The organism is Rhodococcus sp. JS3073 (genome assembly GCF_026810085.1).
Lineage (GTDB): Bacteria > Actinomycetota > Actinomycetes > Mycobacteriales > Mycobacteriaceae > Rhodococcus_F > Rhodococcus_F wratislaviensis.
The window spans coordinates 3,564,261-3,579,341 of record NZ_CP113951.1; the positions used below are offsets into that span (position 1 = coordinate 3,564,261).

13 protein-coding genes are annotated in these 15,081 nt (G+C 68.2%); 3 read left to right on the forward strand and 10 right to left on the reverse strand.

Going from position 1 to position 15,081, the window contains the following annotated elements:
- Positions 1-73 precede the first annotated feature (73 nt).
- The 4 genes from OYT95_RS16010 to OYT95_RS16025 all read right to left on the reverse strand — a co-directional run bounded on the left by OYT95_RS16010 (position 74) and on the right by OYT95_RS16025 (position 2,154).
- Positions 74-646, reverse strand: coding sequence for a TetR/AcrR family transcriptional regulator (locus OYT95_RS16010; RefSeq protein ID WP_005248642.1), 573 nt, complete (start codon positions 644-646; stop codon positions 74-76).
- On the reverse strand, positions 643-1,251 hold the full coding sequence (gene recR / locus OYT95_RS16015) for a recombination mediator RecR (protein WP_005248644.1): 609 nt from the start codon (positions 1,249-1,251) through the stop codon (positions 643-645). Before recR ends, OYT95_RS16010 begins: the two co-directional genes overlap by 4 nt.
- A 9-nt stretch (positions 1,252-1,260) precedes the next feature.
- On the reverse strand, positions 1,261-1,602 hold the full coding sequence (locus OYT95_RS16020) for a YbaB/EbfC family nucleoid-associated protein (RefSeq protein ID WP_009477269.1): 342 nt from the start codon (positions 1,600-1,602) through the stop codon (positions 1,261-1,263).
- A gap of 117 nt (positions 1,603-1,719) precedes the next feature.
- Positions 1,720-2,154 (reverse strand): SRPBCC family protein, encoded by a 435-nt coding sequence (locus OYT95_RS16025; RefSeq protein WP_005248646.1) that lies wholly within the window; start codon positions 2,152-2,154, stop codon positions 1,720-1,722.
- A 248-nt stretch (positions 2,155-2,402) separates the two neighbouring features.
- On the opposite strand from OYT95_RS16025, the gene OYT95_RS16030 reads away from it, so the two are divergent.
- Together OYT95_RS16030 and OYT95_RS16035 are read left to right on the forward strand one after the other, a co-directional pair.
- Positions 2,403-3,854 (forward strand): FAD-binding oxidoreductase, encoded by a 1,452-nt coding sequence (locus OYT95_RS16030; RefSeq protein ID WP_268792247.1) that lies wholly within the window; start codon positions 2,403-2,405, stop codon positions 3,852-3,854.
- Positions 3,851-5,152, forward strand: a complete 1,302-nt coding sequence (locus OYT95_RS16035) for a class I SAM-dependent methyltransferase (protein WP_128640239.1) — start codon at positions 3,851-3,853, stop codon at positions 5,150-5,152. The genes OYT95_RS16030 and OYT95_RS16035 overlap by 4 nt, the downstream gene beginning before the upstream one ends.
- A gap of 23 nt (positions 5,153-5,175) precedes the next feature.
- Here the strand turns inward: OYT95_RS16035 and OYT95_RS16040 are convergent, their stop codons facing one another.
- The 3 genes from OYT95_RS16040 to OYT95_RS16050 all read right to left on the reverse strand — a co-directional run bounded on the left by OYT95_RS16040 (position 5,176) and on the right by OYT95_RS16050 (position 9,765).
- Entirely contained in the window at positions 5,176-6,225 is a 1,050-nt protein-coding gene (locus OYT95_RS16040; protein WP_268791940.1) for a hypothetical protein, read from the reverse strand.
- Between the two features lie 157 nt (positions 6,226-6,382).
- Positions 6,383-8,521 (reverse strand): 3-hydroxyacyl-CoA dehydrogenase NAD-binding domain-containing protein, encoded by a 2,139-nt coding sequence (locus tag OYT95_RS16045; protein WP_268791941.1) that lies wholly within the window; start codon positions 8,519-8,521, stop codon positions 6,383-6,385.
- Between the two features lie 29 nt (positions 8,522-8,550).
- On the reverse strand, positions 8,551-9,765 hold the full coding sequence (locus tag OYT95_RS16050) for an acetyl-CoA C-acetyltransferase (protein WP_037229284.1): 1,215 nt from the start codon (positions 9,763-9,765) through the stop codon (positions 8,551-8,553).
- 235 nt (positions 9,766-10,000) lie between these two features.
- On the opposite strand from OYT95_RS16050, the gene OYT95_RS16055 reads away from it, so the two are divergent.
- Positions 10,001-11,650 carry an amidase gene (locus OYT95_RS16055; RefSeq protein WP_268791942.1) on the forward strand — a complete coding sequence of 550 codons (1,650 nt, stop codon included), beginning with the start codon at positions 10,001-10,003 and terminating at the stop codon, positions 11,648-11,650.
- Positions 11,651-11,660: 10 nt separating this feature from the next.
- Here the strand turns inward: OYT95_RS16055 and OYT95_RS16060 are convergent, their stop codons facing one another.
- The 3 genes from OYT95_RS16060 to OYT95_RS16070 are packed head-to-tail and all read right to left on the reverse strand — an operon-like array spanning position 11,661 to position 15,018.
- Complete coding sequence (locus OYT95_RS16060) at positions 11,661-12,335, reverse strand: response regulator (protein WP_037229292.1); 675 nt, start codon at positions 12,333-12,335, stop codon at positions 11,661-11,663.
- Complete coding sequence (locus OYT95_RS16065; protein WP_037229330.1) at positions 12,332-14,275, reverse strand: sensor histidine kinase; 1,944 nt, start codon at positions 14,273-14,275, stop codon at positions 12,332-12,334. Before OYT95_RS16065 ends, OYT95_RS16060 begins: the two co-directional genes overlap by 4 nt.
- 44 nt (positions 14,276-14,319) lie before the next feature.
- Complete coding sequence (locus tag OYT95_RS16070) at positions 14,320-15,018, reverse strand: hypothetical protein (protein ID WP_268791943.1); 699 nt, start codon at positions 15,016-15,018, stop codon at positions 14,320-14,322.
- Positions 15,019-15,081: the final 63 nt, after the last annotated feature.

Genomic DNA, 15,081 nt, shown 5'->3' on the forward strand with positions numbered 1-15,081 from the left:
TGCACAGCTGGTAAATGGTTGTTCACCACATTAGGTGAACAACCATTTACCCCGCAAGCCGGACAATCCGCCCTCAGCCGTCGAGCAACTCCTGCACCAGCGGGGCGTAGTGCGCCACCACCTCTTCCGGGGTACCCGTCGCGTGTTCCTGCATCATCTTGCGACGCATGACGGCGAGACCCGTCAGCATCGACATCACCAGTTCGGCGCGCAGCCGGGCATCCGGCCCGGGCAGTCGTTCGGCCAGCGCGTCGATCATCTGCGCCGAATAGTTGGCGCGGAGCTTGCGGCTGCTCTCCTCGCTCGGCCCGCTCATGAACAGGATGTTCAGCGACAGCGGCTTGTACGGTTCGAGCGGCCGCGCGAACATCGACACCATCCGCTCACCGAGACCGTCCAGCGGACCGCTGAACACGATCTCCGCGGCGGCACGGAAATCGACGAGCGCGTCGAACAACTGCTCCTTCGACCCGAAGTACTTGATGATCAGCGGTGCGCTGACCCCGGCGTCCTCGGCGATGTCCTTGAGCGTGATCTCCCGGTAGGGACGCGTCGCGAACGCCCGGCCGGCAGCGTCGACGATCAGCGACCGCGACTGCTCGGCCGTCCGCTTCACCGGCGCGGCAGTGCCCGGATCCGACGTCACAGCGTGCGTCTCCCCGACAACGCCCTGCCCAGGGTGAGCTCGTCGGCGAACTCGAGGTCGCCGCCCATCGGCAGACCCGACGCGAGCCGGCTGACCGTCAGACCGGGGAAGTCCCGCAGCATCCGCACCAGATACGTCGCGGTGGCCTCCCCCTCGGTGTTGGGGTCGGTCGCGATGATCACCTCGGAGACGTCGACACCGTCCTCCTGATTGCCGATGCGCGCCAGCAGCTCCCGGATACGGAGCTGGTCGGGGCCCACCCCGGACAGCGGATCCAGCGCGCCGCCCAGAACGTGATAGCGGCCCTTGAACTCGCGTGTGCGCTCGACGGCCTGGACGTCCTTCGGCTCCTCGACCACACAGATCACCGTGCGATCACGGCGCGGATCGGCGCAGATGCGGCAGTGCTCCTTGTCGGAGACCGTGCCGCACACCACGCAGAACTGGACGCCGTCGCGCACCCGCTGCAGCGCATTCTTGAGCCGGTCGATCTCCGGCGGTTCGACGCTGAGCAGGTGGAACGCGATGCGCTGTGCGCTCTTCGGCCCGACGCCGGGCAGCTTGCCGAGCTCGTCGATCAGATCCTGAACCGGACCTTCGTACACGCCGGGCCTCTAGAAACCGGGGAGACCGGGCAGGCCTCCCCCACCGAATCCACCCGCGAGCGGACCGAGCTTCTGCGCCGCGATCTCCTGCGCCTTGTTCGACGCGTCCTCGATCGCACCGATCACGAGGTCCTGCAGAGTCTCCACGTCGTCGGGATCGACGACCTTCGGATCGATCTTCAGACCGACCACTTCACCTGTCCCCTTGACCGTCGCGGTCACGAGTCCGCCACCGGCCTGCCCGGTGACCTCGGCCTCGGCCATCTCCTGCTGGGCGGCCATCAGCTGCTGCTGCATCTGCTGTGCCTGCGCGAGGAGCGCCGACATGTCGGGTTGTCCACCTGGTTGCACTGACGTGGTCCTTTCTGCTGTTTCCCCTGCCAGCGTAGACCGTGACCGTCAGCGCGGTCCGGCGCCGACGCCGTCGTGGGACTCACGCCGACGGCGCCGGAGCGAACCGGCGTCGCGTCAGGCGAGTTCGCGCTCCAGGTTCGCCAGCACCTGCCCCTGGATCTTCTTCAGACCCAGCGGGGCGAACGTCTTCTCGAAGAAGCCGCCGATGCCGCCCGCGCCCTTCCACTCGGTGGTCGTGGTGACCGTCGAACCGCTGCCGCTCGGGGCGACGACCCAGGTGGTGACGAGCGACGAGTTCGCGTCCGTCTCGGTGATCGTGTTGCCCGCCACGGTGACCGTGGCCTTGATGTCGCGCGACCGCTTCTCCGTGGCCTTCAACGTCCACTGCGCGACGGTGCCGCCGCCCTGCCCACCCTCGAGGACGCGGTAGTCCAGGTACTGCTCCGAAAGGATGCGCGGACGCACCGTCTCGTAGTCCGTCAAAGCCGCGAGCGCCTTCTCCGGTGTGGCTGCGACGGTGATCGAACTGCTCGCGCTGACCTGGCCCACTGTTCTGACTCCTCTTGTACGATTTGTACGAAACTGCTTCCTCCTCTCATCCTGCCTTCCGTCCGCGAGTCCGGGCGATGACGTGGCAATCTATTGTGAGGTAGCTCACTTCGACGTGGTTACGACCCGCACATTGATGAGACATTTGTGTGAATCTTCGGTCGACCGCGCCGATATGCGTGGCTTGAAGCCGCGGAGAGGGATAGCGTCAGGGTGTGGCTGCCTCTTCGGTTGAACTACTGAAAAGCATGCGGGAGGGTGGACGCCCCTTCCGTGCGCATCGCACTCTGCCCGTCACCGGGATCGACGCTCACCGCGCCGGCGTCGAACGGCTTCTCGCGTCCTACCGCGCGATCCCCACGGACGCCACCGTGCGACTCGCGAAGAAGACGTCCAACCTGTTCCGGTCGCGGGCCCAGACCAGCGCGCCCGGCCTCGACGTCACCGGCCTCGGCGGAGTCATCTCGGTGGACCCACAGGCCCGGACCGCGGATGTCGCCGGAATGTGCACCTTCGAGGACCTGGTGGACGCCACCCTGCCGTACGGGCTGGCGCCGCTGGTGGTTCCGCAGCTCAAGACCATCACACTCGGCGGCGCGGTCACCGGCCTCGGCATCGAGTCGACGTCGTTCCGCAACGGGCTCCCCCACGAATCCGTCCTCGAGATCGACGTCCTGACCGGCAACGGCGACATCGTCACCGCGACACCGGAAGGCGAGAACTCCGACCTGTTCTGGGGATTCCCCAACTCCTACGGAACCCTCGGCTACTCCACCCGGCTGCGCATCCAGCTCGAGCCCGTCAAACGGTATGTGGCACTGCGCCATCTGCGTTTCGACTCCCTCGACGAGCTGCAGTCCGCAATGGATCGCATCGTCACCGAGCGCGTCCACGACGGCATCCCCGTCGACTACCTGGACGGCGTCGTGTTCACCGCGTCCGAAAGTTACCTGACGCTGGGCCATCAGACCGACGAGGGCGGCCCCGTCAGCGACTACACCGGGCAGAGCATCTTCTACCGGTCCATCCAGCACAGTTCCGTGAACCACCCCAAAACGGACAAACTCACCATTCGAGACTACCTGTGGCGCTGGGACACCGACTGGTTCTGGTGCTCGCGCGCATTCGGCGCCCAGAACCCCACCATCCGCCGGCTGTGGCCGAAGAACCTCCTCCGCAGCAGCTTCTACTGGAAGCTCATCGCCCTCGACCACAAGTACGACATCGGTGACCGACTCGAAAAGCGCAAGGGCAACCCGCCGCGCGAACGCGTCGTGCAGGACGTCGAAGTGCCCATCGAGCGCACCGCGGACTTCGTCCGCTGGTTCCTCGACGAGATCCCGATCGAACCGCTGTGGCTGTGCCCGTTGCGGTTGCGGGAACCCGCCCCCGCCGGCGCGTCCTCGCAACGCCCCTGGCCCCTGTACCCCCTCGAACCGAAGCGCACATACGTGAACATCGGATTCTGGTCGTCGGTGCCCATCGTTCCGGGCCGACCCGAGGGGGCGGCGAATCGGCTGATCGAGGACAAGGTCAACGACTTCGACGGACACAAGTCCCTCTACTCCGATTCGTACTATTCACGAGAAGATTTCGAACGCCTCTACTACGGCGGCGATCGATACACGGAACTGAAAAAACGCTACGACCCGAAATCACGATTACTGGACCTTTTCTCCAAGGCGGTGCAACGTCGATGACAACTCTGAAAGCTTCACGCTCCCAAGACCACAAGCTGACCATCGCAGAGATTCTCGAAACTCTGTCCGACGGTATGCTCCCCCTGCGGTTCTCCGCCTACGACGGCAGCGCTGCCGGCCCGGAGGACGCCCCCTACGGACTCCACCTCAAGACGACCCGGGGCACCACCTACCTCGCGACCGCCCCCGGCGACCTCGGCATGGCCCGGGCCTACGTGTCCGGCGACCTCGAGGCCCGCGGCGTCCACCCCGGCGACCCCTACGAGATTCTCCGCGTCATGGGCGACGAACTGCACTTCCGTCGCCCGTCTGCGCTCACGCTCGCCGCCATCACACGCTCGCTCGGCTGGGATCTGCTGCGCCCCATCGCCCCTCCCCCGCAGGAGCATCTCCCGCGCTGGCGCCGGGTCGCGGAAGGGTTGCGGCACTCCAAGTCCCGCGACGCCGAGGTCATCCACCACCACTACGACGTCTCGAACACCTTCTACGAGTACGTCCTCGGCCCGTCCATGACGTACACGTGCGCGTGCTACGAGAACGCCGAACAGACCCTCGAAGAGGCGCAGGACAACAAGTACCGCCTCGTCTTCGAGAAGCTCGGCCTCCAGCCCGGCGACCGACTGCTCGACATCGGTTGCGGCTGGGGATCGATGGTCCGGTACGCCGCCCGCCGCGGCGTCAAGGTCATCGGCGCCACCCTGTCCCGCGAACAGGCCGAATGGGCGCAGAAGGCCATCGCCGAAGAAGGACTGTCCGACCTCGCGGAGGTCCGGTTCTCCGACTACCGCGACGTCCCCGAGACCGGATTCGACGCCATCTCCTCGATCGGCCTCACCGAGCACATCGGTGTCGGCAACTACCCCGCCTACTTCGGTCTGCTGCAGAGCAAGCTCCGCGAGGGCGGCCGGCTGCTGAACCACTGCATCACCCGGCCCGACAACCAGAGTCAGGCGCGCGCAGGCGGATTCATCGACCGGTACGTCTTCCCCGACGGCGAACTCACCGGCTCCGGACGCATCATCACCGAGATCCAGAACGTCGGGCTCGAGGTGCGGCACGAAGAGAACCTGCGCGAACACTACGCACTCACCCTCGCCGGATGGTGCCAGAACCTGGTCGACAACTGGGACGCCTGCGTCGCCGAGGTCGGCGAAGGCACCGCACGTGTGTGGGGTCTCTACATGGCCGGGTCGCGACTGGGCTTCGAACGCAACGTCGTTCAGCTGCACCAGGTCCTCGCCGTCAAACTCGGCCCCAAGGGCGAGGCGCATGTGCCGCTGCGTCCGTGGTGGAGGTAGGCGGCTCCGCCGCCCGTGAGTGGTTAAGGAGTCTCTGCACTCCTTGACCACTCACACGCCGGGCACGGCCTCTCGCCGGGCCTGATCCACCCCTCCCGCACCAGCACGGTCTCCACTTCACGGGCCACCACACACGGACTCTTCGTCACCTCGTCGAACCCGTAGACGAGTCGTGGACGCCCCTGCAGTTCCGCGGCGTTGTCGCGTCGACGGTCCCGGAACGCGACCTCCGCCATGGCGTGCGCGCGGCGACCGTCGAGTCGCACGATGAGCGGCACCCCGTGCTCGGAGTAGTCGCAGTCCTCGAAGAGGGTGCGCCCGTCCACGACCACGGGTGACTGCCGCCGCGCCCGTGGAAGCCCGTGCGCGTCCTCGACGTCGGTGGCGTAGCGGTATTCGAGCACCGACTGCACTCCGTCGGCGAGCAGTCGTACCGCATCCACGAGCGCCTTGCCGTACCGACGTGGTCGTCGCTCCTCCATGCGTCGCCGGATGTCGCGCAGTGGGATCCGGGCATTGGTCACGAGAGCGATGAGCCGGGTGTAGGCGTCCCGTGCCGTGGGCTCGGCGACAGCTACGTCCAGAGCCGTATCTGCCCTTGCCGTCCGGGGTTGGTCCGTGTCGACGGCAATGTAGTCGTGCGCCCTCGACCGGTGCACGACGACTCCCGGATGCACGACAGTTCCTTCCCGGTGGCACAGACTCACCGACGCGAGGCCCGCACCGACAACGGTCGGCGCCTGGGTGACAGCCGATCTTCCGTAGGGAACGGTGATGTGCACGGGGCGTGCGGGATCGACACGAATCATGTGCCATTCCTCGGCGGCCGTGTGGTGGCTGAGGACTGCACCCTTGCCTCCGAAGAGCAGCGCGGCTTCCAGCGACATCTCACGAGTGATCGGTCCGTTGCTCACCGAATAGACACCGTGGAGCACTGCTTGCCATCTACCGGATTCGACGCGGTGCCGGACCCTGCTGCGGAGAAACCCGAGGGCGTGGAGTTGCGTGTGGGTGATCAGGCCGAACTGCGCGTCGGCGACGTCTTTCAGGGCGGCGAATTGCGTGGAGGTCATACCGGGCACGGTCACCGAGACCCCCGACGGGTCTCGGTGTCGCACCTGGGGAAATGAATTGCCCTGTGGATAACCCACAGGTTGGGGATAACTCAGCCCGTGCGTGGTTAGCGAGTCCAGAGACTCCTTAACCACGCACGGGCGGCGGAGCCGCCTACTACCTCAGCGACGCCGGCGGGGTGAAGCGCTCGCCGTACTTGACGGCGAGTTCTTCAGCGCGCTTGACGAAGCCTGCCTGGCCGCCTTCGTAACCCTGGATGTACTGCGACACACCGCCGGTCCAGGCGGGGAAGCCGATACCCATGATGGAGCCGATGTTGGCGTCGGCGGTGGTGAGGAGCACGTTTTCGTCGAAGCACTTCTGCGTCTCGATGGCCTCGATGAACAGCATGCGCTCGATGAGGTCCTGGAACGGCACCTCGAGTTCCTTGGAACCGAAGTTCTCCCGCAGGCCGGGCCAGAGGCCGGTGCGCTTGCCGTCGGCGTAGTCGTAGAAGCCGGCGCCGCCGAGCTTGCCCTTGCGGTCGAACTTGTCGACCATCGTGTTGATGACGTCGCCTGCCGGATCGGCGGGCAGTTCCTTGCCTTCGGCCTTCGCAGCTTCCGCGGTTTCCTTGCGGATCTTCTGCATCAGCGTGAGGTTCAGCTCGTCGGACAGTTGCAGCGGTGCTGCCGGGTAGCCGGCCTGCATGCCTGCCTGCTCGATGGTGGCGGGCTCGATGCCCTCCGCCAGCATGGCGATGGCCTCGTTGATGAACGTGCCGATGACGCGCGAGGTGAAGAAGCCACGCGAGTCGTTGACGACGATCGGTGTCTTGCGGATGGCCTGCACGTAGTCGAAGACGCGCGCGAGCGCCTCGTCGGATGTCTTCTCGCCGCGGATGATCTCGACGAGCGGCATCTTGTCGACGGGAGAGAAGAAGTGGATTCCGATGAAGTCCTCTTGGCGCTTCACACCCGTCGCCAGGCCGGTGATCGGCAGGGTCGACGTGTTCGAGCCGAGCAGGGCCGTCGGCTCGACGATGTCCTCGATCTCCTGGAACACCTTGTGCTTCAGGTCCTGCGACTCGAACACGGCCTCGATGACGAAGTCGACACCGGCGAAGTCGGCGGGGTCGGCGGTCGGCGTGATGCGGTCGAGCAGCGCCTTCGACTTCTCCTCGGTGGTCTTGCCACGCGAGAGGGCCTTGGCCTCGATGCCTTCGGAGTACGCCTTGCCCTTGTTGGCGGCCTCGATGGTGACGTCCTTGAGGACGACGTCGAAGCCGGCCTTCGCGGACACGTAGGCGATGCCCGCGCCCATCATTCCGGCACCGAGCACACCGACCTTGGTGATCGGGGTCTTCTCGATGCCCTCGGGGCGGGAGGCGCCGGAGTTGATGGCCTGCAGGTCGAAGAAGAACGCCTGGATCATGTTCTTCGCGACCTGGCCGGTGACCAGCGACGTGAAGTAGCGGGCCTCGATGAGGAGCGCGTTGTCGATGTCGACCTGCGAGCCCTCGACGGCGGCGGCCATGATGGCGCGCGGTGCCGGCATGGGGGCGCCCTTGAGCTGCTTGCGGAGGTTCGCGGGGAACGCGGGGAGGTTGGCTGCGAATGCCGGGGTGGACGGGGTGCCGCCGGGGATCCGGTAGCCCTTCTTGTCCCACGGCTGGACGCCGCCCTCGGGGTTGGCCTTGATCCACGCCTTCGCGGCGGGCACCAGTTCCTCGACCGAGGACACGACCTCGTCGACGAGTCCGACCTCCTTGGCCTGCACCGGTCCACGCTGCTGGCCCTGGAGCAGCACTTGCATGAGCGCGTTCTGCAGTCCGAGCATGCGGACGGTGCGCACGACGCCACCGCCGCCGGGCAGCAGGCCGAGGGTGACCTCGGGCAGGCCGATCTTGACGCCCTTCACGTCCGCGGCGACGCGGTGATGCGTGGCCAGGGCGATCTCGAGTCCGCCTCCGAGCGCGGCACCGTTGATGGCGGCGACGACGGGCTTGCCGAGCGTCTCGAGGCGGCGCAAGTCCGACTTGATCGCGACGCTGTGGCTGTAGATCTCGTCGGCGTTCTCCGGGCCGACCTTGATCATGTTCTTCAGGTCGCCGCCGGCGAAGAACGTCTTCTTGCCGGACGTGACGACGACACCGGTGATGGAGTCCTTCTCGTCGACGAGGCGGTCGACGGTCGCCTTCATCGAGGAGATGTAGGCGTCGTTCATGGTGTTCGCGCCCTGGTTGGGATCGTCGATGGTGAGCACGACGATGCCGTCGGCGTCCTGCTCCCAGTTGATGATGTTCTGCTCGCTCACTGCTTCAAGTCTCCTGATGGTCCGGGCGGTCAGACGCGCTCGATGATGGTGGCGACGCCCATACCGCCGCCGATGCACAGGGTGATGAGGGCGTACCGGGCGTTGCGACGCTCGAGCTCGTCGATCATGGTGCCGGTGATCATGGCGCCGGTGGCTCCGAGCGGGTGCCCCATCGCGATGGCGCCGCCGTTGACGTTGAGCTTCTCGTCCGGGATGTTCAGGTCCTTCTGGAACTTGAGCACCACGGACGCGAACGCCTCGTTGATCTCGAACAGGTCGATGTCGTCGACGGTCAGACCGGCGGCGGCGAGCACCTTCTTCGAGGCCGGGGTCGGGCCGGTGAGCATGATCGTGGAGTCGGCACCGCTGGTGGCCGTCGCGACGACGCGGGCCCGCGGGGTCAGGCTCATGTCCTTACCGGCCTGCTCGGATCCGACGAGTACCAGTGCGGCGCCGTCGACGATGCCGGAGCTGTTGCCGCCGTGGTGGACGTGGTTGATCTTCTCGACCCAGTGGTACTTCTGCAGCGACACCGCGTCGAAGCCGCCCATCTCGCCGACACCGGCGAAGGACGGGTTGAGGCCCGCGAGGTTCTCGAGCGTGGTGCCGGGACGCATGTGCTCGTCCTGGTCGAGGACGGTGAGGCCGTTGATGTCCTTGACCGGGACGACGGACTTGGCGAAGTAGCCGCCGGTCCACGCCTTCGCGGCGAGGTCCTGCGAGCGGACGGCGTACGCGTCGACGTCCTCGCGGGAGAAACCCTCGATGGTGGCGATCAGGTCGGCGCCCACGCCCTGGGGAACGAAGTAGTTGTCGTAGTTGGTGGCCGGGTCGAGCGCCCACGGTCCACCGTCGGAGCCCATCGGCACGCGGGACATCGACTCGACACCGCCGGCGATGACCAGTTCGTCCCAGCCGGAGCGCACCTTCTGCGCGGCGGTGTTGACGGCCTCGAGGCCGGACGCGCAGAACCGGTTCAGCTGGACGCCACCGACGGTGTCGGGCAGTCCGGCGTCGTTCACCGCGACGCGCGCGATGTCCATGCCCTGGTCGCCGACGGGGGTGACGACGCCGAGGATCAGGTCCGAGATGCGATCCTCGTCCAGGTCGGGGAAGCGGGCGCGGAGCTCGTCGATCAGGCCGGTGACCAGCGAGATCGGCTTGACCGAGTGCAGCGAACCGGTCTTCTTTCCGCGGCCACGCGGGGTTCGGATGGCTTCATAAATGAATGCCTCTGTGCTCACTGTGGAGTGTTCCTTCCTAATCTGCGTCGACGCCGACCGTGCACACGGCGCTCTGCACGGGGCATACCCCGGCACGTCCACCTTAGAACGTGTTGCAAAACGGTAGGAAGGACCGAAGCGATCCTGGATCGTGACCCAGGCGATCACGATCGGCCGATCTCCGCCCAACCCGGGCCGCACTTTCGTGCTGTAATGACCCGGCGCTCGACCCGACCCGAGCGGAGGAGAACACGCTGTGACCACCCGACTGTCCCGCCGGCAACTGTTCGGCGCCGCGACCGCGGGTGCGGCGACCGTTGCCGGGCTGGGACGCGCCGCAGCGTCCGCGGATCCGGCTCGTCGACTGCCGTCTCCTGCCGCGATCACCGCGTCCGATCCGGCTCTCCTCAGCGCGGTCGAGGCCGCGTCGCTGTTGCAGTCACGCGCGCTGCATCCACGCGAGCTGCTCGACGCGTGCCTGTCGCGCAGTGCCGCCCACGACGGCGGCATCGGGGCCTGGATCCGGATCTACCCCGAGCAGGCCTACGAGGCCGCGGAGTCGGCCGCACAGCGACTCGCGGCAGGGTCCGCGCCGCTGGTCTGCGGATTGCCGATCGCGCTGAAGGATCTCTATGCGGTGGCCGGGCTGCCCGTCACGGCATCGAGCGGCGTCCTCGCGGGCAACATCGCCGCCGGCGATTCCGGGGTGTGGCGGCAGCTGCGCGACGCGGGCATGGTGCTGATCGGCCACGCGCACACCCACGAGTTCGCCATCGGAACCGCGACACCGCAGGTGGGGAACCCGTGGGACGTCGAGTATTCGCCGGGCGGCTCGTCCGGTGGCAGCGCCGCCGCCCTCGCCGCGCGATTCGCGCCCTGTGCGGTGGGAACCGACACCGGCGGGTCGTTGCGCATCCCCGCGAGCGCGTGCGGGATCACGTCGATCAAACCGACGTTCGGCCGGTGCAGCACCAGCGGGGTGATTCCGCTGACCTGGACGCGCGATCACACCGGCCCGATGGGGCGCAGTGTCGCCGACGCGTCGCTGCTCCTCAGTCACATGGCGGGCGTCGACGTGGACGACCCCTGCACGTCGGTGGGCCCGGACGTTCCCGCGGAGGGTTACCCGCTGACCGCCGTGGGCGGGTCACGCCCGCTGTCGGGCACGCGCCTCGGGTTGCCGCGGGGTGTCGCCGACGACCTACCCGGCGCGATCGGGACCCTGTTCGGCGGCTTCCTCGACCTCGTCCGCGCACTGGGCGGCGAGATCGTCGACGTGACCGTGCCCGACGTGCCGAAGGGGCTGCTGAGCGGCGACTATGCCGAGTTCGGCTCGTATCACCGGCAGTTCGCGGACCGGCTGCCGGCGTACGGCCAGGAGTCGGCGCTCGCCGCGACCGCGGCGATGGCGAGCCTCGCCCTGCCCGTCGCGGACTATTTCGCTCTCGAACGCGCACGCCTGCGCTTCCAGCACGACTACAACCGGATGTTCGCCGAGCACCGGCTGGATGCGATTGTGCGCCCCGGCTCCCTCACCGACGGGGTGCGGCGCGACGCACTCTCCGATTCGAGCGTGTTCGCCGGTGCGCGGGAGAACTACTTCTGGGCCAACTACACGGGAGCACCGGTCGTCTGCACCCCGGTGGGCCGGTCCGCGACCACCGGCATTCCGTTCGGCGTGCAACTGGGCGGGGTTCCGTGGTCCGAGGCGTCGCTGATCTCGATCGTCCTGGAATTGCAGGAGGCGCAGCCGGTGTGGCGGGACGCGCCGCCGCTCGGCCCGTCACCGCGGCGGATCCCCGAGGTGCGGGTAGCGGCCCCCGGCGCCGGACCGACTGCGACCAACACGGACGACACCGGCCCGGGTATCCGGTTCGTGCCGACGACATCGACCGCGGCGGTATGACGCCGCGAGGTCAGGCGTCGAGGCCGAGACCCGCGTCCCGTGCCCGGACGATCGCGGTCGGACGGTCGGGCACACCGAGTTTGGCCAGCACGTTCGACACGTGGTTGCGCACCGTCTTCGGGCTCAGCACGAGTCGCCGCGAAATGTTCGCGTTGTCGTAGCCGCGGGCAACGAGGTCGAGGACCTCACGCTCCCGGTCGGTCAGCTCGGGAAACACCGTGGGACCCACCCGGCGCGAGGCGGCCATGAAGCTCATCGCGCGGGCCGCCACCGCGGCGCCCAGGATCACCTCACCGTTGGCGACCGCCCGGACCGCCCGTTCGACCTCCCCCGGATCGGCCCCCTTCACCAGGTAGCCGCGGGCACCGGCCCGCACCGACGCCACCAGCGATTCGTCGTCCTCGTGCATGGTCACCACGAGCACCCGCAGTGCGGGGTGCCGCTCGACGAGCCGCCGGGTGGCGTCCACCCCCGAACCGTCCCCGAGTTCGAGGTCCATCAGCACCACGTCGACGTCCCCGTCGACGACGTCGAGCGCCTCCGCGACGGAGCTGGCCTGCGCGGCCACCTCCATGCCGTCCAGGGTCGACAGCAACGCCACCATGCCCAGCCGGAACACCGGGTGGTCGTCGACGACGGCGACCCGGATGGACGAGGTGGTGGAATTCGTGGTGCCTGCGCTCATGATGCGGTCAACGGTAACCGGGCGGTGACCACCGTGCCTGTCGGACGAGCGGATTCGATGTGGAGCGTGCCGCCGAGTTCGTGGGCGCGCTCGCGCATCGACCTGGTTCCGACGCCGCCGCCCCCCGCCGGATCGAACCCGCACCCGTCGTCGTGGATGACGACCGTGAGCATCTCCGGCGCGAACGTGGCGTCGACCCGGCAGCCGTCGGCTCCGCTGTGCCTGCGCGCGTTGGTGACGGCCTCGACGACGATCCCGTACGCCGCGGCGCTGATCTCCGCCCCCAGCCTGGGCGGCGGATCGGCCTGCACCCGCAGCTGGAATCCGCTGCGCGACTGGTTGGCTGCCAGTTCGTGCAGCGCCGGGACCAGTCCGAGTTCGTCGAGCACCGGCGGGAACATGCTGCGGGACAGCTGCCGGACGCCCTCCACCTGATGGTCGAGTTGCTCCTGCAGCGCGTCGATGAGTTCCGCGGCGGCGACCGGATCCGAGCCGAGCAGGTTCCGGGCGCCCTGCAGGCCGAGTCGGATGCCCGCCAGCGACGGACCCAGCCCGTCGTGCAGTTCGCGGCGAATCATCTGCCGCTCCTCCAGTCGCACGGACGCCAACCTGCGTCGGGCCTCCTGCAGGTTCTCCGCCGACTGCAGCACGACGAGACCGGCCGTCACCACCGCCGACAACTCGGTGAGCGACCGGCGGGTGCGCGCCCCCAGCGACTCCCCCGGCGGCGCCGTCACGACCATCGTCCCGAGCGCCGCACCGCGGTGGACCAATTCCACCGACTCGGCGTGCCCCGTCGCCGAACCCCACACCGCGGCAACCCCGCTGGTGCGCCGCACGGACACGGATTCGAGCCGCAACGCGACGCCCACGCCGGCAGCGAGTCCCTCCAGGAGTTGTTCCGGGGTCTCGGCACTGCCGAACTGCCGGCCCAGGGTGCGGACGGCCCGCGCCGGGTCCTCGCCCTCGCCGTAGACGAGGCGGTGCACCCGCCGCTGCAGCCACAACCGGACCGGCTGCACGGCGACGGCGACGACACCCGCCGCGACCACCTGCGCCCCCACCGAATCACCCTCGGGCAGCAGCGCCGTCACGGCCGTGGCCACCACCACGTAGAGCACCAGCAGCAGGACGGTGAGGGTGCCCGCCACCGTCGCGCGGCTGACGGCGAGATTCAGCCCCCACATGCGCTGACGCAGGATGCACACCAGGATCGCGACCGGATAGAACGCCTGAACGGCCAAGTGCACCAACGGGTTGAGCACCCACAGCCCCGGCAGCGACGCGGGCAGGGCCAGCGGAATGTACGCCGCCGTCATCAGCGCCGTGCCGAGGCACATCCATCCGAGCCCCACACGCTCGTCGGGTGGGCCGTGCCGCCAGCGCCACCCGCAGTCCGCTGCCGCCGCGGAGCCGACGACGAGCACGGGCACGATCACCCACACCGCGGGGATCCCCGTGAACGTGCGAGACCAGAAGTACCAGGACGTCGCCGCGATACCCGCGAGGACGCCGAGTTTCGCGCCGACACCGAGCGGATGATCGCGGATCAGCCACGGCACGATCAGGAACAGGCTGAGCGTCCCGGGAATCCACGCCGTGTTCTGCAGCGGCGACAGCACGTCGACCCACGGCAGCCCCGGCCGCACGACCGCGAGCTGGGAATAGCTGTAGCTCAGCGCGGCGACACCCACGCCGATGGCGGTGAGCCCCATGATGATCGGCACCGGATGCACCCGGCGCGCGAGGACGACGCCGGCCACGGTCCCGTACACCGCTGCCCCGACGACGTCCACCAGGAAGAACAGCTGGTTCGAATCGATGCCCGGATCGGCCCGGACGAACGCCACCACCGACAGGACGACCAGAATCCACGCGGACACCGCCATGACAGCGGCAGGTACGGGCGCACCGCCCGTACCTGCCGACCCCTCGGTCATCGGAGTGTCCTTCTGCTTCACCATGATGCGAACGAGTATCTCCGCTACTCGCGCACGGTGTCGGCGAAAGCGAAACCGATCGCGCTCACCAGCACCCACAGCGGTCCGGTGAACCCCGCGAGGTACTGCAGCGGCGAGACGCCGATGACGGCCGTCACCAGGCCCAGGACCAGGCTGACCCAGCCGATCCACCGCGGGCCGGCCTGCCCGCGCAGCAGTGCGACGGCCACCGCCAGCGCGCTGACCCCGGCACCCGCCCACAGCCACGGGATGGTGCCCATCCAGTGGCCCCCGACCACCGCGAACTCCGGCACCAGCTGGTCTGTGTCACCGAGACCGAACACCAACTCGGTGGTCAGGCCGGTTCCGAGCAGGCACGCCGCCGACGTCAGAACCAGACCGAACGCCGCGACCGACGGCAGGATGCTCTCGGCAGGCAACGCTGCTCGCAGCCGCTGGGACAGCCCCGCGGCGAAGACGAGAATCAGCAGCGCCGCGGTCATGACCGCCACGTGCATGACGAGGATCCCGGTGCGCTGTCCGGCGAGGCCGTTCATGATTGCGACGGCGTCGCCGGCCGACGCGTCCACGTAGACCGCGTCGATGGACATACTCGCCTGGATGCCGACGATTCCGGCCACGCCGGCGACGGCCCCGACGTAGGCCCACCACCGGCCACTTCGCGGTCGCGCCGTCGCCGGGACCTCGTTCTGCACGCCGTCTGGAACATTCACTGTGCTCATGGGACGAGAATCGGGCACCCGGCGTCCCGGGCACCAGGGGCCGATGTCCCGATGCGGCGGGAC